At 62.3% G+C, this 26,657-nt stretch carries 20 protein-coding genes, 1 tRNA gene and 1 other RNA gene; 14 read left to right on the top strand and 8 right to left on the bottom strand.

The genetic code is table 11. The features are described from left to right. Nucleotides 1–80: 80 nt before the first annotated feature. Nucleotides 81–8,933 (top strand): type I polyketide synthase, encoded by an 8,853-nt coding sequence (locus tag JNE37_RS04730; RefSeq protein ID WP_203065477.1) that lies wholly within the window; start codon nucleotides 81–83, stop codon nucleotides 8,931–8,933. After that, a complete protein-coding gene (locus tag JNE37_RS04725; RefSeq protein ID WP_203065476.1) occupies nucleotides 8,930–9,595 on the top strand; it encodes a 4'-phosphopantetheinyl transferase family protein in 666 nt (221 codons plus the stop codon). Before JNE37_RS04730 ends, JNE37_RS04725 begins: the two co-directional genes overlap by 4 nt. A 45-nt stretch (nucleotides 9,596–9,640) precedes the next feature. Here the strand turns inward: JNE37_RS04725 and JNE37_RS04720 are convergent. The 3 genes from JNE37_RS04720 to JNE37_RS04710 all read right to left on the bottom strand — a co-directional run bounded on the left by JNE37_RS04720 (nucleotide 9,641) and on the right by JNE37_RS04710 (nucleotide 12,727). Next, a tRNA-Arg gene (locus JNE37_RS04720) sits at nucleotides 9,641–9,717 on the bottom strand. Between the two features lie 118 nt (nucleotides 9,718–9,835). Continuing rightward, entirely contained in the window at nucleotides 9,836–11,266 is a 1,431-nt protein-coding gene (locus tag JNE37_RS04715; RefSeq protein ID WP_203065475.1) for a sensor histidine kinase, read from the bottom strand. Between the two features lie 27 nt (nucleotides 11,267–11,293). Next, nucleotides 11,294–12,727, bottom strand: coding sequence for a dihydrolipoyl dehydrogenase family protein (locus JNE37_RS04710; RefSeq protein ID WP_203065474.1), 1,434 nt, complete (start codon nucleotides 12,725–12,727; stop codon nucleotides 11,294–11,296). Nucleotides 12,728–12,986: 259 nt separating this feature from the next. Between JNE37_RS04710 and rpmH the strand changes: the two genes are divergently transcribed. The 6 genes from rpmH to ffs all read left to right on the top strand — a co-directional run bounded on the left by rpmH (nucleotide 12,987) and on the right by ffs (nucleotide 16,821). Continuing rightward, nucleotides 12,987–13,121 carry a 50S ribosomal protein L34 gene (gene rpmH, locus JNE37_RS04705; protein WP_035032402.1) on the top strand — a complete coding sequence of 45 codons (135 nt, stop codon included), beginning with the start codon at nucleotides 12,987–12,989 and terminating at the stop codon, nucleotides 13,119–13,121. Between the two features lie 2 nt (nucleotides 13,122–13,123). Further along, nucleotides 13,124–13,528: a ribonuclease P protein component gene (rnpA, locus tag JNE37_RS04700; protein WP_152571997.1), complete on the top strand. Its 405-nt coding sequence runs from the start codon at nucleotides 13,124–13,126 to the stop codon at nucleotides 13,526–13,528. Next, nucleotides 13,528–15,372: a membrane protein insertase YidC gene (gene yidC, locus JNE37_RS04695; RefSeq protein ID WP_203065473.1), complete on the top strand. Its 1,845-nt coding sequence runs from the start codon at nucleotides 13,528–13,530 to the stop codon at nucleotides 15,370–15,372. The genes rnpA and yidC overlap by 1 nt, the downstream gene beginning before the upstream one ends. A gap of 7 nt (nucleotides 15,373–15,379) precedes the next feature. Next, the gene (yihA, locus tag JNE37_RS04690; RefSeq protein ID WP_035032396.1) at nucleotides 15,380–16,027 is read left to right on the top strand and encodes a ribosome biogenesis GTP-binding protein YihA/YsxC; all 648 of its coding nucleotides are present in this window, start codon (nucleotides 15,380–15,382) and stop codon (nucleotides 16,025–16,027) included. A gap of 131 nt (nucleotides 16,028–16,158) precedes the next feature. After that, complete coding sequence (locus JNE37_RS04685) at nucleotides 16,159–16,719, top strand: AAA family ATPase (protein WP_203065472.1); 561 nt, start codon at nucleotides 16,159–16,161, stop codon at nucleotides 16,717–16,719. 6 nt (nucleotides 16,720–16,725) lie between these two features. Beyond that, nucleotides 16,726–16,821: signal recognition particle sRNA small type (ffs, locus tag JNE37_RS04680), an RNA gene on the top strand. On the opposite strand, the gene JNE37_RS04675 is transcribed toward ffs, so the two are convergent. Next, nucleotides 16,817–17,461: a TetR/AcrR family transcriptional regulator gene (locus JNE37_RS04675; protein ID WP_203065471.1), complete on the bottom strand. Its 645-nt coding sequence runs from the start codon at nucleotides 17,459–17,461 to the stop codon at nucleotides 16,817–16,819. The genes ffs and JNE37_RS04675 overlap by 5 nt on opposite strands. Nucleotides 17,462–17,569: 108 nt before the next feature. On the opposite strand from JNE37_RS04675, the gene JNE37_RS04670 reads away from it, so the two are divergent. The 6 genes from JNE37_RS04670 (at nucleotide 17,570) to JNE37_RS04645 (ending at nucleotide 22,952) form a co-directional block, all read left to right on the top strand. Continuing rightward, nucleotides 17,570–17,935 (top strand): VOC family protein, encoded by a 366-nt coding sequence (locus tag JNE37_RS04670; protein WP_203065470.1) that lies wholly within the window; start codon nucleotides 17,570–17,572, stop codon nucleotides 17,933–17,935. 12 nt (nucleotides 17,936–17,947) lie between these two features. Beyond that, entirely contained in the window at nucleotides 17,948–18,772 is an 825-nt protein-coding gene (locus tag JNE37_RS04665; RefSeq protein ID WP_203065469.1) for an alpha/beta fold hydrolase, read from the top strand. Nucleotides 18,773–18,909: 137 nt separating this feature from the next. Then, complete coding sequence (locus JNE37_RS04660; protein WP_203065468.1) at nucleotides 18,910–20,646, top strand: DNA polymerase III subunit gamma/tau; 1,737 nt, start codon at nucleotides 18,910–18,912, stop codon at nucleotides 20,644–20,646. Further along, nucleotides 20,646–20,969: a YbaB/EbfC family nucleoid-associated protein gene (locus JNE37_RS04655; RefSeq protein ID WP_035094326.1), complete on the top strand. Its 324-nt coding sequence runs from the start codon at nucleotides 20,646–20,648 to the stop codon at nucleotides 20,967–20,969. Before JNE37_RS04660 ends, JNE37_RS04655 begins: the two co-directional genes overlap by 1 nt. A gap of 7 nt (nucleotides 20,970–20,976) precedes the next feature. After that, complete coding sequence (gene recR, locus JNE37_RS04650; protein ID WP_035094327.1) at nucleotides 20,977–21,576, top strand: recombination mediator RecR; 600 nt, start codon at nucleotides 20,977–20,979, stop codon at nucleotides 21,574–21,576. A gap of 83 nt (nucleotides 21,577–21,659) precedes the next feature. Further along, a complete protein-coding gene (locus JNE37_RS04645; protein ID WP_203065467.1) occupies nucleotides 21,660–22,952 on the top strand; it encodes a bifunctional folylpolyglutamate synthase/dihydrofolate synthase in 1,293 nt (430 codons plus the stop codon). Nucleotides 22,953–22,988: 36 nt separating this feature from the next. On the opposite strand, the gene ugpC is transcribed toward JNE37_RS04645, so the two are convergent. Genes ugpC through JNE37_RS04625 form a run of 4 tightly spaced genes read right to left on the bottom strand, consistent with a single transcriptional unit; the run spans nucleotide 22,989 to nucleotide 26,629 of the window. Continuing rightward, nucleotides 22,989–24,089, bottom strand: a complete 1,101-nt coding sequence (ugpC, locus tag JNE37_RS04640) for a sn-glycerol-3-phosphate ABC transporter ATP-binding protein UgpC (RefSeq protein ID WP_203065466.1) — start codon at nucleotides 24,087–24,089, stop codon at nucleotides 22,989–22,991. Beyond that, a complete protein-coding gene (locus JNE37_RS04635) occupies nucleotides 24,086–24,826 on the bottom strand; it encodes a tyrosine-protein phosphatase (protein WP_203065465.1) in 741 nt (246 codons plus the stop codon). Before JNE37_RS04635 ends, ugpC begins: the two co-directional genes overlap by 4 nt. Beyond that, nucleotides 24,826–25,704: a carbohydrate ABC transporter permease gene (locus tag JNE37_RS04630; protein ID WP_203065464.1), complete on the bottom strand. Its 879-nt coding sequence runs from the start codon at nucleotides 25,702–25,704 to the stop codon at nucleotides 24,826–24,828. The genes JNE37_RS04635 and JNE37_RS04630 overlap by 1 nt, the downstream gene beginning before the upstream one ends. Beyond that, a complete protein-coding gene (locus tag JNE37_RS04625) occupies nucleotides 25,694–26,629 on the bottom strand; it encodes a carbohydrate ABC transporter permease (protein WP_246513518.1) in 936 nt (311 codons plus the stop codon). The genes JNE37_RS04630 and JNE37_RS04625 overlap by 11 nt, the downstream gene beginning before the upstream one ends. Nucleotides 26,630–26,657: the final 28 nt, after the last annotated feature.

Here is a 26,657-nt window from a genome sequence, read left to right as displayed (position 1 = left end):
CCCAAAAGTCACCAACAATTGGCCAGAATGCCGGCGCGGTTCCGCCCAGATTGAATATGGTTCCCCAGGGAGTGCTCTAGTTGAACTTCAACCGCGCCCAAGAGGGGCACGACTCAATAGCTGCTCCCGTAGCTCTCCTGGGAATGGCGTGTCGTTTCCCAGGCGGATCGACTTCTCCAAAGGCGTTCTGGCAGCAGCTCCTGCGCGGTCAGAGTGCGATAGGCGAAATTCCGAAAGATCGCTTTTCCATCGCTGCCCATGTCGATGCCAACGCTGAGGCGCCGGGCAAGAGCTATACGCGTTGGGGTGGGTTCGTCGACGATATTGCGGGCTTCGATCCTGCAATGTTCGAGATTTCGCCGCGGGAAGCGCAGGCAATGGACCCGCAGCAGCGGCTGCTGTTGATGGTTGCCTACGAGGCAATGGAGGATGCGGGGTTGACGCGCAGCCTCCTCGGTTCGGTCCGCACCGGCGTTTATGTCGGCGCGTCCTCTTCCGACTATGCTGCATTGCAGCGCCTGCAACGCACCTACAGCGATGTCTACGCGGGAACCGGTTCGGCGCTTTCGATCGTGGCCAATCGGATCTCGCACCGCTTCAATCTCAACGGTCCGAGCCTGTCCATAGACACTGCCTGCTCCTCGTCGCTGGTTGCTCTCGACCAGGCGGTGGCCGCTCTCAACAATGATACGGTCGACATAGCGATCGTTGCCGGCGTCAATCTGCTAATCGATCCGGCCACCTTTGTTGCGTTTTCCAAGGCGGGCATGCTTTCCCCTACAGGAAAACTGTCGGCCTTCGACCGCAAGGCCAATGGCTATGTTCGTGGCGAGGGCATCGGCGCAGTATTGTTGATGCGCGAAGCGGACGCAGTCGCACAGACGTGCAGGACGAGGGCACTGATACGCGCCACCGCGGTCAATCAGGATGGGCGTACCTCGACACTGACGGCACCCGACCAGCACGCGCAGCAAGAGATGATGAAGCTGCTCTGTAAGGTGGCGGACGTTGCTCCCCAGGCCATCGACTATGTCGAAGCGCATGGTACGGGCACTCCGATCGGAGACCCCATCGAGGCTGCTGCCATCGGGCATGTCTTTGGAGGCGCGCTCCGTGCCGCGCCTCTGCTTTTCGGCTCAGTCAAGCCGAACATCGGACACCTTGAATCTGCTGCCGGTATTGCGAGCCTCATCAAGGCCGTCATGGCGCTGGAAAATCGGATCGCGCCGGCAAGCGTCAACTTCGAGGAGCCAAATCCTGCCATCGCGTTCGAGGCGCATAATATGGCGGTGCCACAAGTGCCGACCGAACTCGGGCGTGACGATCGCTCGCTCTTCATAGCGGTCAATTCCTTTGGCTTTGGCGGCACCAACGCAGGCGTATTGCTGGAGCGTGCCGCCCCCAAGTCCATGCCGCTTGACAGGCCGGCTGTCTCCGGAGGGATACAGCAAAGCGAGCGAGCTGTTGCTGTGCCACTATCGGCCACTACTCCGGAGGCACTGCGAGAAGTAGCTGCTTGCCTGCGTTCAGAGCTGGTCGAGGGTGGGTTGGCCGACCGCGAACTGGCGAGCGTTGCGTCCTCTGTGGGAACCTTGCGCGAAGGCCTGCAGTTTCGGACGGCGATAATAGCCGCGACGACCGAGGAACTGGTGGCTCGGCTGGCTGATGTGGCCGAGGGCTCCATACCTGCATCTGTTCGCGGCGCGTTGCCGAAGATCGTATCTGGCACGCCATCACTTCGAAGCAAACTGGCATTCACCTTCGCGGGCCAGGGCGGCCAGTGGTGGGGCATGGGCCGGCGGCTTTTGCTGGAAGAGCCGGTATTTTCCCGCGCATTTCAGGAATTTGACCGGGGCTTCGAGGCCTTGTCGGGCTGGTCGGTAAAGCCCGAACTGCTGCGTGACGAAGCGACGTCCAGGATGGGCCAATCCCGCTTTGCCATGCCGGCGATCTTCGGCGTCCAGATCGGCCTTGGCGCTCTGTGGCAATCCTACGATGTGCAGCCGGATTTCGTGCTGGGGCATAGCTTCGGCGAGCTTGCTGCGGCCTATCTGGCTGGAGCGATCAGCCTCGAAACGGCAACGAGGATGATTCATGCGCGCTGCCAGATACGTGAGAAACTTGGCGTTGATGGTGCAATGCTGGCGGTTGGGCTCGGGGCAGCCGACGTTGAGGTGGTGCTGGGACCGGATACCAATATCGATATCGCCGCGATCAACGGCGCTTCCGCCGTTACGCTTGCGGGAACGACGGCTGAGATAGAGCAGGCTGCAAGGCGGATCACCGAGAGGTATCCTTCCGCTCAGGTTCGCCCCGTGCAGAGCGACACTGCGTGGCACTCTCGTCAATTGGCATCGCTGGAGGGCTGGTTCCGTCGCGAGATCGGCGACGTGCAGTGGCAAACGCCATCCACACCTTTCGTTTCCACGGTCACGGGGCGGGTCGAAGGCCGGCTCGACGCTGACTATTGGTGGCGCAATCTGCGCGAGCCCGTTCGCTATCGGGATGCGGTGCTGATGGCGCTCGATCTGGGCGCTAACTCGTTCCTTGAGCTGTCCCCGCACAGGGTGTTGAGCGGGCTTAATGCGGCCAACGCAGCAGAGCGTGCCATTTCTGTGTCGATCGCCAACTCGCTCGTGCGAAACGAGGATGATTTCCGGTCCATTGCTGTCGCGACCGCGCAGCTCCACTGTAGCGGCCGGAGTCTGGATTGGCAGTCGGCCGCGGGAGGGATCGCGAGAGCGGAAGGGCTGCCGACCTATCCCTGGCAGTTGGCGCCATACTGGCGGCACTCGGAGGAGGCCGCCGAACTTCTCCAAAAGAGCGCCGAGTTTCCACTGCTTGGCAAACGCTCTCCCGGCCCGGATCCGATCTGGACCAACGAGGTGAGCCTTGGTGCATTTCCCTTCCTGCGCGATCACGTGGTGGGTGGAGATGTGGTGTTCCCCGCCGCTGGCTTCATCGAGATCATGCTCTGCGCCGGACGAGAGATCTTTGGCGACGTGCCGCTTGAGATCGAGGATTTCGCAATTTTGGCAGCTCTCTTCGTCGGTACCGACGAGCACGTGCTGTTCTCCACACGGCTCGATGTGGATCGCCATCTTGTTCATATCCGTACGCGCACCCGTGATGGAGCGTCGGAATGGACAATACGGGCCAGCGCGCAGATACGACCAACCGACATACGGCCGGAGCTTCGGCTTCCGCGTGATGAGCTGTCGGGGGCGCCGACGAGTGGTGACGACTTCTATGCGCAAACCGCGTTGGCGGGGTTCGGATATGGTCCGGCGTTCAGGGCAATAGCCAGCGCCACCGTCACCGCACATTCGGCGGCAGGCGTGATTGCTGCGCCGGAGCAAGTGTCGCTTGAGGGCAGTCTGGCCCATCCATGCTTACTGGATGCGGCTCTGCAACTGACCATCGCCATGGTCGCGGGGACGCGGGAGGACGCGGCCGGTCAGGCGCTCTACCTGCCGACGACACTGCGTCGGCTTCGCTTTGCCGGACGGTTGGCAGCAAAGATGTCCGTTCGGTCGGATCTGGAGCAGGCCGAGCGTGGGGCGGTTGTCGCAAGTTATGATCTCGCCGATTTCGAGGGGCGTTGCCTTCTCTCCATCGAAGGGTTGGAGATGCGGCAGGCCGGGCGACGGGCTGCCGACGCGGAGGCGGACCCTCGGAAGGTGGCGTATTACGCCGAGACTTTCGTTCCTTTCGCGGCCGCCGAACGAAAGGCCATGAGCGGTAACTGGCTCATCCTGTCTGGAGACCAAAGCTCCGCCGAAAGCCTCGCGGAGGCGATCGAAGGGGAGGGCGGCTCTGTCGCTACGCTGGACCTGTCTGCGATCGAGACGTCGCATGAGGGGCTGCTTTCGAGAACCCGCGAACTGACGTCGCCTGCGATAGGCCAGGCCAACTCCGTCATTTTCCATGTCGCAGACGGGGTAAAAGAAGACGATCTGGTTTCTCGCAGCAAGCAGAACGTCCTCCAGCTGATCGCTGTTGCGCAGGCTCTGCAGACGCTCGACCCCGAGAAGCCCGTGCGGGAACTCATCATTGTCACCCACGGGGCGCGCTTGCTTTCCGGCGACCCGCCGATGACCGTGTCGGGGCTTGCGGCATCCGCGGCAATTGGCCTGACACGAACCATAGCGTCAGAGAACCCGGAGCTGCGCGTTCGGCAGATCGATTGCTCTCCGGGCGCGATCAAGGATGTGGTCCGCGTTCTGACGGAGGCAGGCGACGACGAGTCGGAGTTTGTTGTCCGAGACGGCGCGAGTTATGTCCCCCGTCTAACTGCACATGATCGGTCGGACCTGCCCAGAGGGTTCGTTGACGTTGATGTGTCAGCGGGGAATGGCAACTTCCAGCTAACGATGAAAACGCCTGGAACGGCTGCCAACCTGTTCGTTGAGGCCTGCCCGACGCCGAGCTTAGGGCCGGAGGAGGTGCTGGTCGAGACAGCGGCAGTGGGGCTTAATTTCAGGGACGTCATGGCTGTGACCGGGCTGCTGCCCGCGGGCGCAGAGCCGGACCCTGCATGGCTGAACCTTGGGCTCGAGTTCGCAGGGACGATTCGAGCCGTTGGGCGCGATGTATCGGGGTTGGGTGTCGGTGATCGAGTGATGGGTATGGCGCGAGGGTCCCTAAAGGGACTGGTCGCTTTGCCGGCCCAGACTCTCGTGCAAGTTCCATCCGATTTGTCCTTGCGTGACGCCGCATCCATCCCCTCGGCCTTTGCGACGGCGCACTATGCTCTTGCGCATGCCGGCAGGGTGCGGAAGGGCGAGCGCGTTCTCATTCATCTTGGCACCGGTGGTGTAGGTCTAGCGGCCATACAAGTCGCCAGGTCGCTTGGGGCGGAAGTTATCGCAACGGCAGGGTCCGACGAGAAGCGCGACTACCTCAGGGGTATGGGTGTTTCCCATGTCTTCAATTCCCGCTCTCTTGGATTTGCCGACGATGTGATGGCTGCCACGGGCGGAAAGGGCGTCGACGTCATCCTGAATGCCTTGCCGACGCACTACATCGCCAAGGGGCTGGAAGTGCTGGCCCCGTTCGGGCGGTTTCTGGAGATCGGAAAGCGCGACGTTTATGCCGACACGCCGTTGGGAATGCTCGGCCTCCGCCGCAACATTTCCTTCCATGTGATCGATCTGGCGGCGATGGGGGCGGAGCGACCCGACCTACTGGCCAATATTCTCGCGGAGGTGCTTCGCTCGTTCGCCGAGGGCACCTACTGCCCAATGCCGGTAACATATTTCCCGATTGATCGCGCGTCTGAAGCGTTCGATCTGATGGCCAAAGGCAGGCATATCGGCAAGGTGGTCATCGGCCTTGAGCCGGTCAGCCGGAAAGTGCGCGCATCGGTCAACCGCAAGTTGGCCGCGCGGCGCGACCGCAGCTATCTTGTGACCGGCGGCACCAGCGGCTTCGGTGTAGAAATTGCGCGGTGGCTGAGCCGGCACGGGGCAGGGCACCTCATTCTGGCTTCGCGCTCCGGCAAGCTACCCCCTCGACACGAGGGGCTGCCGGAGGAACTAGGGAGCACTGGCTCTACGGTTGAAGTCGTGGCGCTCGATCTGACCGATGCCACAGCAGTGGACGCCTTCGTGGCGGCGCGAACCAGCGCCGACAAACCGATCGCGGGCATCGTGCATGGCGCCGCCGTATTCAAGGACGGGCTTCTAAGCCAGCTCGATGAAGCGTCCATTCGTGCCGTGCTGGCGCCCAAGATCGCCGGTGCCTGGGCGCTCCACAAGGCACTGGAAAAGCATGGTACTGAAATAGACTTCTTTCTTTCCTTGTCGTCCGTGGCCCAGGTTCTGGGCTCGCTGGGGCAGGCGAACTATGTTGCTGCCAACAGCTTCCTGGATGGCTTCGCGAACTACCGCGCAGGATGCGAGCGCCCAGCTCAGGCCGCCAGCCTCGGGGCGTTGGGTGAGGCTGGTTTCGTTGCCGAAAACGCGGCAATGGGCAGCTATCTCGAAAGCATGGGCATCTTGCCGATGGCCAGCGCCGATGCACTTGATTCCCTGGATGGCTTCGCCGTCAGCAGTGCGGTCTCGCGCACCATGGCGGCGATCGACTGGACCAAGGTTCGCAGCGCCTTCGGAAGCCAGGGTGTAACGCCTCGGCTTGCTGGCCTGATGCCAGGCACCCAAAAAGGCGACCACAAGCTCCGCCAGATGCTCGCGGCGGTACCTGCCGCAGCATGGCCAGCTCTCCTCCAGGAGTTTCTTGTCGAAGAAGTCAGCCGTGTGCTCGATGTCGAACCGCAATCGGTCCCGATCAACCGTCCGCTGGCCGAACTGGGCCTCGACTCGCTTTCCTCGATTGAACTGAAGAACCGGATCGAGACGCGTTTAGCTCTGACGATGACGGTTGGCGCTTTCCTGCAGGCGCCTACGCTAGAAAAGCTCTCGTCGGTAATCGCCAGCACGCTCGAAGAACAGGCGCGAACAGCACGGGAAGCAGGGAGTGGGCCGCAAGAGTCGTCCGAAATGGGGCAGGCGACACAATTCTCGGATCGGCAGCGCTGGGCTATTCAGGTTGCATTCGCTCCGATGACATCGGCCGCCGGCCGCGCTTCTCTGGAGCAGGTGGTTCGATACCGGCCGAACGAGCAGATCACAGTCGTTGACCTGCACGAGTCGCTCTCACGACTTTGCCGTGCAGCCCCACAACTCGCGCTGCGCTGCGAGCGAACCACGCTATCTATCGGAGCAGCACCGGAAATTCTGGTGACAGGCGCTTTGGAAACGCCGCTGGCCCTTCCTCTCGACCTTGAGCGCGGGGAGTTGCTTCGTATCGCAGTCTGCGAGGAAAACGGCGCGGTCGTTGAAATCGGATTGTGCAAGCACTTGGCGATCGATCTCGATGGCGGAAAAATCCTCAACGCGTTGATGGGTGATGGTTCAAGCGATCTCGGTCAGCCGGCACTCGCAGTGTCGTCCGACATGAACAAGGTGGCGGCAATAGCTCGCACGCGTGCGGTTCTGGAGCCTTGGGCGCCAAGCGTAGAGCTGTCGGGCGCGCGGCCGATGACGAACTTAGTCGACGGTTTGAACATTGGACGGATTGACCGCTACGAGGTCTTGCGGGTTTCTGCTGAACTGTCTGAGGCCGACTGCCTGCTCGCCTTTGCTCGCGCCATCGGGACCGTCGGCGGTCGTCGGGACATCATGATCGAGCGCTTCGTCGGCGCGAGGGGGGTGAGCTATCCTGTCCGTGTCGCGTTCGAACCGGGCGCGACGTCCGCATTGGCCGTGATCAATCATCAGCTATCTCTTCGAGAGCCGGTTCTGGAGACCTGCGCGATGGAGCTTCTGCTTGCCGATGTGCTGGCTACGGAAAGAGTTCGCGTACATCAGCTAGGTTTCTCATTCGCGCATGGGCACGACTCTGCCACCCCCGCTTGGAACGATCTGGCCGCACATTTCATCAGCAGCGATGGAGAGACGAGGATAACGCTTGCCCACGATGTGGACGCGGTCGATGCCGCTACTCTCCAGCAGGTAGTGGACGAACTGGCAAACGCGCTGCGACAGTTCCAATGCACCGTGACGCTGACTGCCTCAGGCGTGGTCTCGGCGAGCGTTCCGGTGGCTACGGCTATGCAGGCAGCCAATAGCGGGGAACTCGCCGGTTACCCCGTAACCGCGCCTCTCGCCAACCTTCTCGATGAGATTTCTGACCCAGCGGCGACCGGAACGTTGCGGCGTGCTTCCCTGTTGTGTCAGGCAATCCGCATTCGTCCAGGGGTCGATGCGCACAGGCTGCAACGGGCGGTTGATCGCGTTGTCGATCGTCACGAGTTTCTGCGAACACGATTCACTCGGTACGGTGGACAATGGCGGGCGGCGGCCTCGCATGAGACTTCGCCGCTAGTGATCCACGACATGCAAGGCACGAGCGACGCCGCGATTGCGCAAAGCATGCGTGATATTGCCGACCGAGCCTATGACGTAAGCCAAACTCCTCTGGTGGAGGTTCACCTCCTGCGATCGGCCAAGGCCGGGGATGTGGTGCTCGTAAGGCTGTTCGAGGGCGTGGCCGACGGCTGGTCGCTCGGCATAATTCTCGATGAACTGCTGAAGGCGTATGTCGGTCTGGATCTCGGGGGGCAGCCCCCAGGTGTTTCGCAAATTCTTGCATTGACGGGCCCCGCCATTGGGACCTTGTCAGGGGCGCCTCCCCAGGCAAGCCAGACGCGCGTGAATCGCCTTGCTCTTGGACCCAGTCGGGTTCGAACCCTTCGTCTTGGTACGTCGGGCGCCGACGCCCTGCGGAAAAAGGCCGCCTCCCTGGGCACGACGGAAAACGGCTTGATCGCTGCGGCGTTCGTCAATGCGCTACGTTCTATCGGACGGGAAGAGCGGTTGGAGCTAGGGACCTACGATCCAACCCGCCGAGACCCGCGGCTTCTCCGAGCCGTGGGGTTCCTAAGCCGGTTGGTGCAACTCGATGTGTCTGCTGACGGAAACGTTCCCCAGCTCGCAAGGCAGCTGGATACCCAGTTTCTGGACCTTTCCGGCAAACCGAGCGTTTTGGGCTCGGTACCGGAATATATCTACGCGCCTTTGCTCCCGAGGCAGATGCTTGATCGCTCCCTGTTCGGGCCTGCAGTGCGGCAGCTCTCGAAAGGACGTGTATCGGTCATGTCGATGGAAATCGAAGCCATCGATATTGCGCCTTTCGGACTACAGGAGGGGCGTCTCCAATTGCGGCCACTTGCAACCCATGGTGGCGATCTTGAGCTCAATTTCTACTACGAGGTCGGCGCTTTCGCTGACGCGGAGATATCCGAGCTGAGCAGAACAACAATCGCCTCGACTGGGCTGCCGCTATCGATTGTGGAGAGCGAAGTTTTGAGCGAGATTCTTGCTGCATCTGAAGACCTGAAAAAGCACAGGCGCAGTCTGGAAACCACGTGACCTTGCACTTGCTTCGCTCCGAGGACTCCTGGGTAGATCTATGGTCTTTCGACCTCGCGTCGCAAGGCGCGCGACTTCTTGAGATTGGACAGCACGGGCAGTTTCTTGGCGCCAGCGCGATCGAGCGTTCTTCGAGATTCGCTTCGACGACCCAAGCGCAACGTTTCCTGGCTTCGCGCGCGGCCTTGTGGCTGGTCCTCGCGGAGTATGGCGTAGGGTATCAGGAGCTTGAATACGGACCGCATGGCAAGCCATCGCTCGGCATCAGCATGGGCTTCAATCTCTCACGCACCGGCGACGTTGCTGTCGTAGCTGTCGCCAGCGCAGACGTCGGAGTCGACATCGAGCAACGCCGCTCAGTAGACCTGACAGAACCGATTGTAGCGGAGGTCGGCTCTACGCTGCGGCGTACCGGTTGGCCGCCACGGCTGGGTCACGACAGGCTGCAAGCTTGGACCGTGATGGAAGCGTGGACGAAATACCACGGGCTTTCGCTACATCGTCTGCTCGACGAAAGGGAGGTGGCCTCTCGAATGATCGACGAGCTCGAGTCGCGCACCGTGCAGCTCGTATCGCTGGCTCTATCCGCTTACATCTGCGGAACGATGTGCACCGGAAGCGGAGCTGCCGTTGGTTATGAAAGCGGCTCTCGATTGCTGTAGGGATCACGTATGTCGTGATCTGCGTATCAACGAAGCAAGAGAAAATGGCGCGCCCGAAGAGATTCGAACTCCTGACCCCCAGATTCGTAGTCTGGTGCTCTATCCAGCTGAGCTACGGGCGCGCAAGCCGTTGAAACGGCGGATCACGGTGGCAGGAACTGCGTTTCCGTGAAAGCGGCGCAACCCATACATGGGGTCTTTTCGCTTTGCAAGCGCCCTTGTGTCGAAAATCGGTTGATATCAATGAAGCCGCGTGGCGATCGGCAGGATCACGTCGAAACGTGCGCCTTTGAGCTGATCGACGAAGACGAGTTTTCCGCCATGGGCTTCGATGAGTTCGCGCGCGATGGCAAGGCCAAGGCCCGTGCCGCCCGCGCGCGCGGAGCCTTGGAAGGCGACGAAGAGGTTTTCCTTGGCGCGAGGGGGGAGGCCGGGGCCATTGTCGGAAATCGTGAGTGTGAGCTCGTCTGCGGTCTCTGAATAGGTCGTCGTGATAGCCGGAGCGGGTGTTGAGCCCGTGTTGGCTTCGAAGGCTTGGCGGGCGTTCTTGAGGAGGTTGACGAAGACGCGACCGAGTTGATCGGCATCAGCGTTGATGACGAGGTCGTCCGGCACTTCGTTGATGAAGTGGATCTCGGGGTGACCCATGAGACCAGCTTCGATGGCCGACTCGTCTACCAGGAGGTGAAGGTCGACCGGACCTGGCTTGGGTGGCGTCGCGCTCTGGCGACCGTAGTCGAGCACCGATTGGGCAAAACCGATGGCTTTGTCGAGCGTGGTCACAAGGCGCGGGGCGAGGCGCTGGACCTTGGGGTCATCGAGCGTGGCCACCTGATCAGAAAGAAGTTGGGCCGATGTCAGCGTGTTGCGCAGGTCGTGGTTGATCTTGGCGACGGCGAGGCCGAGATCGGCCAGATGGCGGCGTTGGCGCAGCATCGAGAAGAGATCGGTCTGCATGGCCGCCAGTTCACGCTCGGCAATGCCGATTTCGTCGTTTCGCGGTTCCGGTTGGATAATGAGGTTGGCGTTCTCGGGCGCCTGTCTGTACGCGACCATATTGGCGGTTATGCGCCGAATCGGGGCGATGAAGGTGCGACTCACGAAGACGTAGAGCGCGATAGCCGTCACGGCGGCGATGATGAGCGAGAGGAGGGCGATGTTGCGCGAATAGGCGAGCATGCCCAGCCGCAGCGGCGTCTCCGACATCAGGACTTCGACAACGCCATCGGCGGTGCCGTCACTATCCCCCACAATACGCAGGGTCCGGCCATTGCCGGCGAGTAGCGTATCCAAGGCGCCGACGATGCGGGTGGCCGGGTCAGTGGCGCGCATATCGGCGACCACGACTTCCTTGGGCATTTCGACACCCTCGACCGTAAGCAGCTGGCTCTGCCCGCCACGCCGGTAGACGATGGCCTTGGCGCCAGCCGAGTTAAGGAGGCGATCGGTAAGGGTTTGGGGCAACGCCATGACGTCGGGGACGGCATCGAGAACACGCGCAGCAACGATGCCGACGCGCAGCCGGTCGGCGAGCCAGCTATCTCGGTAATTGGCCACAAGGGGCAGGTAAATGACGATACCCGCCGTCAGGATCACCGCCACGATGATCGTGATGAGCTTGACGGATAGGCCGGAAAGCGGGCCCGGCATTGCGCGGGGTTCGGCTGCCATTTCAATGTATTATGTAGTGGATGGCGCTTACGGTAACAAGCGCTTGAACGCCGCACGTTGCTTTTGCCAGGCCGTCGGCTTCGCATTTCCACGGAATTCACGACCGAGGCGCGTGGCGATTTCGGCGTAGGTGGGATAGGGCGCGACAAAGCTCGCCAGATCCTGCGCCGATAGCCTCTTGCTGATGGCGAGCGCGAAGAGCGCGATCAGCTCGCCGGCGCCTTCGCCGACGATGCCTGCACCGAGCAGGCGGCCATCGGCAGCGACGACGAGCTTGACGAGGCCGTGCGGCTGCCGTTCGGCGCGTGCGCGATGGTTTTCGGCGAAGTTGGCGCGCAGAATGCTGTAGCGCGCCTTGCGCAGTGTCTTGGCGGCAGCTTCGGTGAGGCCGACTTCAGCGATTTGCGGGTCGGTGAAGGCCACGAAAGGAACGCTGGTCTTGTCAATCGAAGCTGGGGCGCCAAATGCGATCGCGTCGATGACCAGCCGGGCCTGATGTTCTGCGAGATGGCCGAGAGAGGGGGCACCAGCGGCGCTGCCGATCACGTGGATCTTGGCGTTGCTGGTACGCAGGCCGGGCGCGAGCTCGAGCTGGGAGGGCGCGGTCTTGCTGCGGCGAATACGAGCCTTTTCGAGAGCAAGGCCATCGAGGTTGGGTAGGCGCTCGCCAGCGACCAGAATATGCGAGGCGTCGAGGCGATCTTCCCGATCGCCGGTTTTGACCGTGAGGCCAATGCCCTGGCTGCGCGACTGCACCGATATGTTGGCCTGCTCGATGATCGCGACGCCTTCCTCACGCAGGCGGCGCAAGGCCAGGTCGGCTAACTCTGTGTCTGTATCGGGCAATGCCGGGCCCTCGCTGAGAACCGTGACGTCTGAACCAAGGCGCTTATAGGATTGCGCAATTTCGAGAGCGGCGTAGCCATGTCCGAGAATCACGAGATGGCTCAGCTTGCGGGTATTCTCGAAGATGGTTTCGGCGGTAAAAAACGGGACGTCGCTCAGCCCATCGACATCCGGCATCCGGGTCGTGCTGCCGGTAGCGATGATGAAGTTCTTGGCGCGAATGATCTGATCGCCCGCTCTGACAGTCTTGGGATCGGCGAAAGCCGCCTCGGAGGCGATGATTTCCACACCAAGCGCGGTCATGCGCTCGATGGACATTTGGGGGGTAAGCTTGGCGACGACCGACTGAACATGGTCGTGCACCTGGCGCATGCTGATCTTAGCTTCTGCATCCGCAATCCCGAAAGGAGCGGAGTTGCGCATTGCGTGGGCGCGTGCGGCTGCAGTCGCCAGTGCGCGCTCTGCGGCGCCTCCCGAATGCAGGCCTGGTCCGCCCAAGAGGCCGCGCTCCACCAGAACCACACTCAGACCGCGCTCCCGTGCCGCTTCTGCGGCAACGAGCCCGGCGGTGCCGCCGCCGATGATGCAGAGGTCGGGAGTCGAGATGTCGGCCATGGAAACCTTGGAAAAGTCGTGGCGGGGACTGAAGTTGACGCTTTAGCACACGAGGTGGCAGGGTGCTACGTGGAGGCGGGGCCTTGCCGAAGGGGGCGGCATTTAGTTGGGGCAAATACGCGATGCAGCGCGTTGACTCGTTCGCTGCTTTTCCCTATAAGCCCGCCCAACCTGGCGCTATCCTGGAATTTTTGGGTCTATGGCGCTTTTCTTGCGCACTTGAAGAATAGAGGAACCGCGCCCGGCGTGGTCTGACGACATGAAACGTACTTATCAGCCGAGCAAGCTTGTGCGTAAGCGCCGCCACGGCTTCCGCGCCCGCATGGCCACCAAGAATGGCCGCAAGATCCTGAACCTTCGCCGCGCCGAAGGCCGCAAGAAGCTGTCGGCCTAAGCATGACCGGGCCGGACACGGCCAAGTCTGAGGCCGGACATTCCTTGCGCCGGCTCAATAAACGCTCCCAATTTTTACGGGCAGCCCGGGGCAATCGCGCCGGGCGCCGTGCTTTTGCATTGCAGGCTATCGCCAGCGATGAATTGACGCCTGGCGTCGGCTTTACCGTCACCAAGAAGGTCGGCAACGCCCCCGAGCGCAATCGCATCAAGCGGCGACTTCGAGAAGTTGTTAGAGCCTCCGCGCGTGACTTCCAGTCGCAACACGACTATGTGCTAGTTGGCCGCCGCGAAGCGCTGAGCGAGCCGTTTGGGCAGATGGTCACCGATCTTTCCGCCCTCCTCATCAAAGTGCATGCCGACAAGGCGCGACCCAACAAGGCCGGTGGCCTTCGGAATTCGAGATAATGTTCGAAAATAACCGCAATGTGATCCTGGCCATCGTCCTGAGCGTCGTCGTGCTCTTCGGCTGGCAGTATTTCGTGGCCGGACCACAGCTCGAGCGCGCACAGCGCCAGGCCGAAATCGCCGCCCAGCAGGCGCAGCAGGCCGATCCCGGCCTCGCGCACCCGAACGGAAACACCGCCAACGCCACGCCGGGCGCGACGCCGGCAGCGGGTGAAGCTGCAGTCGGATCGACCTTTGCGACGCGTGACGCGGCTATCGCGGCCACGCAGCGCGCCAAGATCGAAACCGGTTCGCTCGAAGGCTCGATCAACCTCACCGGTGGTCGCCTCGACGATCTGCATCTCAAGAATTATCGCGAGACGGTCGACCCCAATAGTCCGATCATCACGCTGCTGACGCCCGCCGGCGTCGAGCATGCCTATTTCGTCGAGCAGGGCTGGGTTCCCCAGACTGCTGGATCGGTCCGCGTCCCCGATGCTTCCTCCGTCTGGACGGTAGATGGCGAGAATGCCACGCTGACCGAGACCGCGCCGGTCACCATCAAGTGGGACAATGGCGAAGGCCTCACCTTCCGCCGCACCTTCTCGGTGGATGACCGCTATCTCTTCACCGTCACCCAGTCCGTCGAAAACCACGGCACCAACCCGGTGACGCTTTTCCCGTTCTCGCGCGTGGCGCGACACGGCACGCCCAAGGTCCAGAACTTCTTCATCCAGCATGAAGGACCTTACGGCGTCCTGGGGTCTTACAACCTCATCTCCAAGAAATACTCGGACATGCAGCACGAGCAGCAGATCGACGCTACGGCGACGGGCGGCTGGCTCGGCTTCGGCGACAAGTATTGGGCCACCGTCGTCATGCCCGACGTGACCACCCCGATCAGCGCTCGTTTCTCCTGGACCAATCCGGGGAACCTGGACGTCTACCAGACGAGCTTCGTCGACCAGCAGCCCGAGGTCATTGCGCCCGGTGCCACTGCAACCGACAAGTCCTATGTCTTTGCCGGCGCCAAGGAAGAGGCGGTCATCGCTAACTACGAGTCGACCTACAAGTTCGATCGCCTCGAACTGCTGATCGACTGGGGCTGGTTCCACTTCCTGACCAAGCCGATGTTCTATCTGCTGCGGTTCCTCTACCAGATCATCGGCAATTTCGGTCTGGCGATCCTGGCGGTGACCGTTATCGTCAAGGCAATCTTCTTCCCGCTGGCCAACCGGTCTTACGCCTCGATGGCCGCCATGCGGCGCGTCCAGCCTGAGATGAAGGCCATTCAGGAGCGCTTCAAGGACGATCGCGCCCAGCAGCAGCAGGCGATGATGGAGCTTTACCGCAAGGAGAAGATCAACCCGCTTTCCGGTTGCTGGCCGATCCTCATCCAGATCCCGGTCTTCTTCTCGCTCTACACGGTTATCTTTATCTCGCTCGAGATGCGGCATGCGCCGTTCTTCGGCTGGATTCGCGACCTCTCGGCACCAGATCCGACCAACATCTTCACCCTCTTCGGCCTGATCCCGTGGGATCCGACGATGATGCCCTTCATCGGTTCGTTCCTGCACCTGGGCGTATGGCCGGTCATCATGGGTATCACCATGTGGGTGCAGATGAAGCTCAACCCGCCCCCGCCCGATCCGACGCAGGCGATGATCTTCAACTGGATGCCGATCATCTTCACCTTCATGCTCGGGACTTTCCCGGCGGGCCTGGTGATCTACTGGGCTTGGAACAACACGCTCTCGGTCACCCAGCAATGGTTCATCATGAAGCGCCACGGCGCCGAGGTGAACCTGCTCGGCAACATCCTGTCCACGTTCAAGCGCAAGCCTGCGGCGAACGAGAAGAACTGAGGCCAGATTGGCGGAACTTTCCGATTTCCCGCCGGACACAATCGAGACCGGGCGACTGCTGTTCGCCCGGCCTTTCGTTTTCGTCAAAGGCGCCGTCCGTATCGCTGACCTGCCGGAGATGGATCGGGTCGAGATCGCCTTTGCCGGCCGCTCCAATGTCGGCAAATCCTCGCTGATCAACGCCCTGGCCGGTACGTCGGCTCTGGCGCGCACGTCCAACACGCCCGGGCGGACGCAGGAACTCAACATCTTCGAATCCACCGACAAGCCGCTGCGTATTGTCGATATGCCCGGTTACGGCTTCGCCAAGGCGCCCAAGGACAAGGTGGACGCCTGGACGCGCCTCATCCATGCCTATCTCACCGGCCGCGCCACGCTGCGTCGCGTCTATGTGCTGGTGGATGGCCGCCACGGTCCCAAGCCGCATGACCTCACCGTCATGAACGAACTTGATCGCGCGGCCGTGAGCTACCAGGTCGTGCTGACCAAGGCCGACAAGCTCACCGCGCGCGAACTCGACCATACGATCGCGCTCACCAAGGCGGCCATCGCCAAGCGCCCCGCGGCGCATCCGGAGCTCGTCATCACCTCTTCCCAGAAGGGTGACGGCATTCAGCTCCTGCGGACCGAGATCGCGGCCCTGCTCGAAAGCTGAGCCGCCCGCCGGTCTGCTCCCGCCACCCGCCCAAAACCTCCCCCGCTGAAACGTCAGAGGGCCGGAAAGCCTGCGCCACGCGCCGGCTGATCCGCCTTCGCTCCATCATTCACCAATAACGGAGCCTCGCCATGACGCGGCATTTCATCCTCACCGGCGCCCCCGGCGCCGGCAAGACCACCCTTATCCGGGAACTGGCCCGACGCGGCTTCACCACGATCCCCGAGGCCGCCACCGACGTGATCGCCATCGAACAGGCCAGGGGCATCGAAATGCCCTGGCTCGAGAGCGATTTCACCCGCAGAATCGCGGCCCTGCAGGTCGAGCGGCTGGCTGGGGCAGGGGCGCCGCTGGTCTTTCACGACCGCTCTGCTCTTTGCACGCTGGCTCTGGCCCGCTTCCTCGGCCACCCGGTCTGCGCCGAACTGTCGGAAGCCGTAGCCAACGCCTGCAAAACCTTTGAGCCAAAAGTCTGCTTCGTCCGCCTGCTCGGCTTCATTACACCTACCGCCGCCCGCCGGATCGGGCTGGCCGAGGCCCGGGAGTTCGAGAAACTGCATGAGGCGGTCTATCGCGAGGCGGGGTTCGAGCTTGTCGATATCGCTCCGGCGCCGGTCGAGGCGCGGATTGCCGCCGTGCTGGCGATTGCGCAGGGTAGGGACTTGCCTTTGCCCCAATCCTCTTCCATATAGGCCCTCGGGAGGTTGGCGCGGACGTGTTCCTCGCCAACCGGGTCAGGTCCGGAAGGAAGCAGCCCCAACGAGACCTTCACGGGTCGTTGCCAGCCTCCTACTTTCCCCCGCCATAAGCTGCCAGAAACACCCGGACGCCCTCGCGCGCCGTCCGGCGCAATTCCTCGTCCGCCGGAATGGCATCGTCGCCCATCAGCATGGCGCGGTTGAGCGGCTCGGACATCACCAGCCAATTGAAATGCTGCGCCGCCAGCATCGGCTCCCCGATGGTGAGGAAGCCGCGCTGCGCCAGAATCTCGAACGTCGCTGCCAGCGAGCGCATGGCCCGGAGCGGCCCGCGCTCGTAGAGTACTCGCGCCAGGTCGGGAAAGCGCGGCACCTCCCCGATCACCAGCCGCCTCAATTGCATCAGCCTGGGAGTCAGCACGACCGAAAGCTGCCGATAGGCGTAGTCGATGAGAAAGTCGGCAAGGACAGCTTCGGTCTCGGCTGCCGCGATGTCGTTGTGTACGAGATCGCCGGCGGTGTTGGTCATGCTGGAGACGATCTCGACGAACAGCGCTTCCTTGCTGGAAAAGTGCTTGTAGACGGTTTGCTTGGATACGCCGGAGAGGGCGGCGATCTCGTCCATGTTGGTGCCGAGATAGCCGCTCTTGAGGAACACCTCTGTGGCTGCATTCAGAATAGCGCGCCGTTTGGCCTCCGATCGGGAGGGCTTTTCGCCCGTTACATCCTCGTCCATCGCCACATTCTCCAACCGAAGCGGTGCTCCTTGACGAAGTAGTACTGGACAGTCTAGTTTGATGCAATAGACGGAACTGGACGGTCTAGTTCACTTAAGGAGCGAAGCATGCATATTCAGTTCGCCGAACTTCCTGTTTTCAACCAGCCTCGCGCCAAGGCGTTCTACGCGGAGCATCTCGGCTGCGAAGTTGCCGCTGACGCGCCCATGGGCCCGAGTGACTGGCACTGGGTAGAGCTGAGCTTTCCCGGCGCTCAGACAAACCTGCACTTCCTGCATCGCGCCGATGAGCAGCCATCCGACGAGCCCGTCATGGTCATCATCGACGAGAAACTCGTCGCAACCATCGAGGCCATGCGCGTCAAGGGCGTTGAGATCATCACCGAGCCGCAAGAAGCGCCCTGGGCTCCCGGCCGCACGATTGCCGAGTTTCGCGACAGCGAAGGCAATCGCATGATCCTGGCTGATCGATAGGAGGGCGTGGCAATGCAAGTCACCAGCGATACGATCAAGGTGCCGGGCGCTCGCCTCTACTACGAGGCAGTGGGGCGGGGGCCGTTGCTCGTCATCATTCCCGGTGGTCCGCAGGATGCTGGCGTTTTTGCCGATCTCGCCCAGCGACTGGCTGACCGCTACTGGGTCGTCGCCTACGATCCGCGTGGCAATTCACGCAGTACGTTCGATGGCGCAGCTCAACCGCAGGATATGGACATCCATGGCGACGATGCAGCCGCACTCATCGAAGCGGCGGGTGATGGGCCAGCTTATGTGTTCGGCACCAGCGGCGGCGCCCAGATCGGCCTCAACCTTGCGGCGCGTTACCCTCATCTGGTGAAGCGCCTGATAGCCCACGAGCCGCCGACAGTGATGCTGCTCGATGATCCCGCGCCCGTTCTTGCCACCAACGACGAGCTGCAAGCCACATATCGACGCGATGGCGTTGAGGCCGCCATGGGGCTGTTTTTTTCACAGAACGGGCTCAGCGAAGACATGGACGGGCCGCCGCCGGACATGACGCCGGAAGCCATGGGGACTTTTGCCCGCGTCAGTGGCAATTTCGAATATTGGCTGGCTGATGGCGTCGTCTCGCTGTCCAGTTACGAGCCCAACCTTGCCGCCCTTCGTGCCGATCCTAAACGCATTGTCGTTGCACTCGGCGTGGGCTCAGTGGATCAACCCATCCATGCCATGGGAACGGCCCTCGCCAACCGCCTTGGCGTACAGCCTGTCGCCTTCCCGGGCGACCATATGGGCTTTGAAACCGAGCCGGACGCTTTCGCCGCAGCAATGGCCCGTAGTCTGGCCGACTGACCACCCTCTCGCCATCGACTGCCTGCGAATAAGCCTGGCGCGACCTTTTCCGGTCGTTGCCAGGCTCCTACATGATGGCCCATAGTCGGCCGAAAGCCGCTGGCTATTTCCCAAGATTTACGGTTTAACGGCTCGGCATGGCCACCACAGATTCATCCCCCTATCTCGTCCTGGCGCGGAAATATCGTCCGTCGAGTTTTTCTACGCTCATCGGCCAGGATGCGATGGTGCAGACGCTGGGCAACGCCTTCAAGTCCAACCGCATCCACCACGCCTTCATCCTGACCGGCGTGCGCGGGGTCGGCAAGACTACGACGGCCCGCATCCTGGCGCGCGCCTTCAACTACGAGGACGAAACCGGCCGCCATCCCACGCTTGATCTCGATCGCGAGGGCGTACATGACCGCGCCATCATCGAGGGGCGGCATGTTGACGTCGTCGAAATGGACGCGGCGTCCAACACGTCGATCAACGACATCCGCGAGATCATCGACTCGGTGAAGTACGGGCCGGTTTCGGCACCCTATAAAGTCTATATCATCGACGAAGTGCACATGCTCTCGACGGCGGCCTTCAACGGGCTGCTCAAGACGCTCGAAGAGCCGCCGCCCTATGTGAAGTTCATCTTCGCCACCACCGAAATCCGCAAGGTGCCGGTGACGATTCTTTCGCGCTGCATGCGCTTCGACCTGCGGCGCATCGGCCCCGAGATCATGTCGCCCTATCTGGCCGGCATTCTCGAAAAGGAAGGCGTCGCCTTCGAGCCCGACGCGCTGGCCATGATCGTGCGCGCCGGCGAAGGCTCGGCCCGAGATTGCCTCTCGCTCCTCGATCAGGCCATCGCCCATGGCGACGGCAAGGTGACGGCCGATACCGTCAAGGCGATGCTGGGCTTGGGCGACCGTGCCAAGACCATCGATCTTTTCGAAGACCTGATGGCAGGTCGCATCTCCGAAGCCTTTGCCGCAATCAAGGCCCTCTACGATGCCGGTGCCGATCCGCAGACTATCGTCTCGGACCTTGCCGATTTCACGCATCTGGTGACCCGCATCAAGGTCGTGCCCTCAGCCGCCGATGATGTGTCGTTGACACCCGATGAGCGCAAACGTGGCGCGGAACTGGCCTCGAAGCTGGGTATGCGGGCCTTGACGCGTGCCTGGCAGATTCTCTTCAAGGGTTTCGAGGAAGTGTCCAAGGCCGGCAACGCGTTGCAGGCCGCCGAAATGGTGCTGGTGCGCCTGGCCTATGCTGCCGACCTGCCTTCGCCCGACGAGCTTCTGAGCAAGCTGGCGCGCCAGCCGCTCGCCTCTGCGCCGCCTTCCACGCCCCCGCCGCCGCGCGGCGGTGGCAATGGCGGTGGCGGGCAGGCATTGCGTGTCGAAAATCCGGCACCGCAATACGAAAATCCCGCGCCCATCTACGACAACACCCCCCAGGCTATCGCGCCGCCGGCCATGCCCAATCCGCGCAGCTATGCCGAGCTCGTGACGCTCGCTGGTGAGAAGCGGGATATCCTCCTTAAGCATGCGCTCGAAAGCGACATGCGTCCGGTGGCTTTCGCTGAAGGGCGCATCGAAGTTGCGTTGATGGAAGGCGCTAACCCGACCGTCGTCCAGACGCTGTCGGCGCGCCTCAAGACCTGGACCGGCAAGCCGTGGCTGGTAACGGTTTCGACCAGACCGACCGAAGGGCGCACTATCCGCCAGCAGCGCGACGATCGGCGCGCACAGCAGGTGGCCGACGCCCATGACGATCCGCTGGTGCAGGCAATTCTCGAAACTTTTCCTGGCGCCAAGGTTGTGAACGTCGCCGTGCGTGACGACATACCGGCGATAAACGAACATCCCCTACCTGAACCCGACGAGGACGATTGATGGCAGACTTCCTGAACATGATGAAGAAGGCCCAGGAAATGCAGGCCAAGATGCAGCAGATGCAGGCCGAACTGGGCAATCTGGTCGTGGAAGGTCAGTCGGGCGGCGGTCTGGTGAAGGTTTCGCTTTCCGGCAAGGGCGAACTCAAGGGCCTCAAGATCGATCCGTCGCTGATCAAGCCGGAAGACGCTGAGATGATTGAGGATCTCATCATCGCGGCTCATGCTGATGCCAAGAGCAAGGCAGAGGTCGAGATGAACAGCCGCATGCAGGAAGTCACTGCTGGCCTGCCGCTGCCTCCGGGCATGAAATTCCCCTTCTGAGGACGCGATGGCCACATCGGGCGGACCTGAGATCGAGCAACTGATCCAGCTTATGGCGCGGCTTCCAGGCCTCGGACCGCGCTCGGCGCGGCGCGCTGTGCTGCAGCTCATCAAGAAGAAGGAAACGCTCATGGTGCCGCTCTCGGCGGCACTCGACCGGGCGGTCGATGCCGTGCGCACCTGCGACGTCTGCGGCAATATCGATACTCGCTCCCCTTGCGGCATCTGCTCAGACCCACGACGCGGCGAAGGCGGCATCTTGATCGTGGTCGAAGATGTCTCCGACCTGTGGGCGCTTGAACGCGCCGGGGTGGGGATGGTCAAGTACCACGTGCTGGGGGGCGTGCTCTCGCCGCTCGACGGCGTCGGGCCGGAAGACCTTTCCATCGACAGCCTTGTCAAGCGCGCGCCGGAGTTTTCCGAGATCGTGCTGGCAGTCAATGCCACTGTCGAAGGGCAGACGACAGCGCATTACATCACCGATCGACTTGCGGGCATGGGCGTGAAGGTCACGCGCCTTGCCCATGGTGTCCCGGTGGGCGGCGAGTTGGACTATCTCGACGAGGGCACGCTCAGTCAGGCGCTCAAGGCTCGTACCGTGATATAGGAGCGGGGCCTAACCTTTCTGCCCAGTAGCCCCGCACCTGCGGATGGCCTATTTTCCAAGTCCTTGATTCCCGGGAGCCTTCCTTGTCCCGCACCGACGCCATTCTCTCGCGCCTCCTGGCGCTGCACCCCAAGCTTATCGACCTGACGCTCGACCGGATCCTGCGGTTACTGGATGATCTCGGCCGTCCGCAGGATCGGCTACCGCCAGTCATCCATGTGGCCGGGACCAACGGCAAAGGCTCGACCGTTGCCAATCTTCGCGCCATGCTCGAAGCGTCGGGCAAGAAGGTGCATGTCTATACCTCGCCGCACCTCGTGCATTTCCGCGAGCGCATCCGGCTGGCGGGCAAGCTCGTTTCCAATCGCCAGCTCAACGCGGCGCTCGAACATTGCGAGCGGGTCAATGGCGGCAAGGCGATTACCTATTTCGAGATCACGACCGCCGTGGCGCTCTACCTCTTTGCTGAGGAGCCAGCGGATTTCCTGCTACTCGAGGTCGGCATGGGAGGCCGGTTTGATGCGACCAATGTGGTCGAACACCCGCTCGGCACCATCATCACGCCAGTGTCCGTCGACCACATCGAATATCTCGGCTCCAAGGTAGCGGGGATCGCTGCCGAGAAAGCTGGCATTCTCAAGCGTGGAGCGAAGGCAGTGATTGCCCGCCAGACCGACGAGGGACTGGCCGCCATCGAGGCTGAGGCGCGCAAGCTGGGCGTTACCCCGTTTGTCGCTGGTCAGGATTTCGAGGGCTTCGAGCAGAACGGGCGCCTTGTCTACCAGGATAATGACGGTCTACTCGACCTGCCTCGCCCGCGCCTGGCAGGTACGCACCAGATTGGCAACGCTGCGACCGCAATCGCGGCCGTTCGACATTTCGGCTTGCCAGTGAGCGATGCTGACATCGCCAAGGGCCTCCAGACGGTCGAGTGGCCGGGGCGGCTATCGCCGATCAAGGGAAAGCTCTCGGCGTTGCTCTCCCCCGGCCAGGAGCTCTGGCTGGATGGTGGGCACAACGAAGCTGGTGGCGGCGTGCTGGCGGATTCGCTGAGGCAGATGAATGCGCGCGCTCCCAAGCCGCTGGTGCTGATAATGGGCACATTCGCCAACAAGGACGCCACGGGGTTCCTCCGGCATTTCGGTGACGAGCCGGTGGCGGTTTTCACCGTGCCGATCCCCGGCGATCGTGCAGCATGGAAAGCGTCGGACTTGGCGGAGGTGGCGCGAGGGCTAGGTCTCAAGGCCGGCCCAAAGCGGAGCGTCAAGTCCGCGCTGGAGGCCGCAGCCGAAGTAAAGGGCGCGCGCGTAGTGATCTGCGGCTCGCTGCACCTTGCCGGCAATGTGCTGGCGTTGAACGGCACGCCACCGGTGTGAGTTGGTGGCGCCGAGCGCCACCAACCGAGCTATTGGCTATACAACCGCTCGTAGCAGCGGTGCTCCCTGCGTTAACTCGATGCGTTTGCCTTCGGCGCTGAACAGATGCCAGGCAGTCGGATCGAAGCGCAGCGAGATGTGGCGCCCCTCATAGCGTTCGTCGCCCGCGGGCAGAACAACCGCGAGCTCATGCGAGCGAACAGTGCAGTAGGCAACGCGCGAGCCGCCGAGTTCTTCGACAAGGTCGACGAATGCCGGTAGGCCGATACTCGGATCTTCCGCGAGGGTGATGTTCTCGGGGCGTATGCCGAGGGAGAGCTTGGTGCCCGCCACAAGTGACGGCGCCTGAAAGACTACCTCGTCAGGTGCATCATCGAAGCTGATCCGCCCGTTCTGACCGACCGTGGCCGGCAGCAGGTTCATCGTCGGCGCGCCCAAAAAGCCTGCGACGAAAACGGAAGCAGGTTTGCGGTAGATATCCGCCGGAGCGCCGACCTGTTCGACATGACCGCCATTCATGACGATGAGCGTATCGGCCAGCGTCATGGCCTCGACCTGATCGTGGGTCACGAAGATCGAGGTGGCCTTGAGACGCTTGTGGAGGCGCTTGATTTCGATGCGCATCTGGACGCGCAGCAGCGCATCGAGGTTGGACAGCGGTTCGTCGAAGAGGAAGACGTCCGGCTCGCGCACGATGGCGCGGCCCATGGCGACGCGCTGGCGCTGGCCGCCCGAGAGCTGGGCCGGGCGCCGATCTAGATACTCGCTGAGGTTGAGGATCCTTGCCGCGTCCTCGACGCGCCGATTGCGCTCGGCCTCCGGGACTTTTGCGATGCGCAGCGGATAGGCCATGTTCTGGCGCACGGTCATATGCGGATAGAGCGCATAGTTCTGGAACACCATGGCACAGCCGCGGTCGGCCGGATCGATATCGTTCATCTCGATCCCGCCAATCGAGATCGAACCGGATGAGGCATCCTCGAGTCCGGCAATGGTACGCAGCAGCGTGGACTTGCCGCAACCCGAAGGGCCGACGATCACGACGAAATGGCCATCCGGAATGTCGACGTTGATGCCGTGCAGCACCTGCTTGCCGTCATAGGTTTTCTTGAGGTCGGCGATGCGGATGTCGGTCACGAGGCTTCTCCCAGAAGGCGGTTGCGGAGGCGGTCGATAACGGCTGCCGGCAGGCCGATGCGCTCGAGATAGGCGACGGCGGTGCCATAGTTCTCTTCGAGGTGGGCGATGGTGGCGTGCATGGTCGAGGGCTCGGAGGCGAGGAGCGGACGGAAGCTTTCGATGTCAGCGCCACGTTCGGCAGCATTGGCGATGATCTCGTCGACCATCGGGGCGATCATCTGGCCGGTGAGCGCGTAGTCCTCGACGATGAGCCCCGCTTCCACACCGGCGAGCGAGAGCAGCAGCGCCGAGACGATGCCGGTACGATCCTTGCCGGCGGTGCAGTGGAACAGCACCGTGCCTTCCGGCGCCTCGGCAATGATGGTCAGCACCTCAGCGATGGCCGGCTGGCGGGTAGTGAGTGCGAGCTTATAGAGTTCGAGCAGCACGTCGCCGCTTTCGCCCGGCTCGGGAGCGAGCTGATCGAAAAGCGAGACGTTATGATAGGCGACGGCCGGGTTGGCACTGAACGGGTTGGGCTGGGTCGCCAGTTCGCCCTCATGGCGCAGGTCGATGACCGTTGTGACGCCCTCGGAGACCAGATTATCCATGCCTTCGGCATCGAGGCGGTGGAGGCCATCGGCGCGCAGGATGCGGCGCCACTGGGTCTGGCTGTCGCCGGCTGCATAGCCGCCGAGGTCGCGGATGTTGTAGGTGCCCTTGACCGGCAGGTGGCGGTTGAACTGGCTGTGCATTAGCGGATACCCGATTTCATGAAGGATTGGACGACCTGCCGCTGCAGGACGATGTAGATGATGAGAATGGGGAGGCTGGCCATGGTGGAGGCCGCCATGAGCGGACCCCAGGCATTGCCTTCGCTGGTCATGAACATCTGGATGCCGATCTGGACCACGCTGTTCTCGGCCGTGCGCGAGAGCAGCAGCGGCCAGAAATATTCGTTCCAGGTCGAGATGAAGATGAGGATGGCGAGCGAGGCGATGGTGCCGCGCAGGTTCGGCGTCATGACCTCCCAGAGAATGCGCCACGAGCGGGCGCCGTCCATGCGGGCGGCCTCGACGACTTCCTTGGGGAAGCCGCGCATCGATTGCGCCAGCAACAGGATTGCGAGTGCCGAAGCGAAATGGGGCAGGATGAGCGCCACGACGCTATCGAGCAGGCCCATCTGCGCCACCAGCAGATAGTTGGGAATCATCACCACCTGGAATGGCACCAGCCAGGTGAGGGCGACCGCCGTATAGACGAGCTTGTCGAAGCGGAAGCGCCAGCGGGCGAAGGCATAGGCAGCGAGGAGCCCCGTGAAGAGCTGGATGACCGTCACCACGATCGACACGATGAACGTGTTGATGAGCATCCCTACGATGGGGATGGCATTGAGCGCATAGGCGTAGTTGTCGAGCGAGACGGAGCTCGGCCAGAGGCTGGTCTCGAAGATGGCGTTGGCTGGCCGTAGCGAGGTCACGACCATCCAGTAGACGGGGAAGAGGCAGAAGAGCGACAGCAGCACCATGACGAGGTGACCAGCGGCGCTGTTGATGCCAACGCCCTCGGCAGTCTTCCGACGCAAACGTGGCCGGGCCGCCGCAAGCGGCCGCGAGATGGCTTCAGTTGTCATGGAACGAGAACCTGTCGATGAAGTGGAAGAGGACGAAGGCAACTGCGCCGAAGCCGATGAAGAGGACCACCGCCGAGGCCGAACCCCAGCCGACCGACATGCTCGAGAAGCCGAAGTCCCAGAGCAGGTAGTAGATATTGGTCGTGGCTCCGAGCGGACCGCCGCCGGTCAGCACGTTGATGTAGGTGAAGCTCCACTGGGCGCCGAGCAGGATCGTCATCATCACGAGGAAGAGGATGGACGAGCTTAGCAATGGCAGCCGTACGTCGCGGATGATCTCCCATTTGCTGGCGCCATCCATGCGCGCCGCCTCGATGAGCGAGGGGTTGATGTTGGCGTTGGCTGCCGAGAGGATGAGGGTGGAAAAGCCGATGAGCTTCCAACCGGTGATGACGATCACGGTCCAGATGGCGACCTTGGGGTCGGTGAGGAACTTGACCGGATCGAAACCCAGCCAGGTGATGCCAGCATTGACCATGCCGTAGCCAGGATCGAGCAGCCAGCGCCAGACGGCGGCGGCGACGACCGGCGCGATGATCATCGGCACGAAGATGATGGCGCGATAGATATTGCGCGAACGTGCCGGCAGGTCGTGCGTGTAGATGGCGATGGCCAGCGGAATGAGCACGGCCAGCGGCAGGAGGCCCAGCACGTAGACAGCGGTGTTCCGCAGCGCCTGCCAGAATTTCGGCAGCGAGAAGATGCGCACGTAGTTATCCAGGCCGACATAGGTCTGCGGCGAGGACGGCAGCATGTTCCACTGATAAAAGCTCAGGCGCAGCGCGTCGACGAGCGGCCAGTAGATCCAGACCACGAGGGTAACGATGGCCGGAGCCAGATAGAGCAAGGGCGAGATGCGCCAATTGCCCGAGCGCCTGCGGCGAACCGGGGCGGCATCGAGACGGGAAACCGATAGCTGGGCCATCGTCATCCTCCGAAGGTGGAGCCCGCCC

Source organism: Paradevosia shaoguanensis, from assembly GCF_016801025.1.
Taxonomy (GTDB): domain Bacteria; phylum Pseudomonadota; class Alphaproteobacteria; order Rhizobiales; family Devosiaceae; genus Paradevosia; species Paradevosia shaoguanensis.
This window is presented reverse-complemented; position numbering and strand designations above follow the sequence as displayed.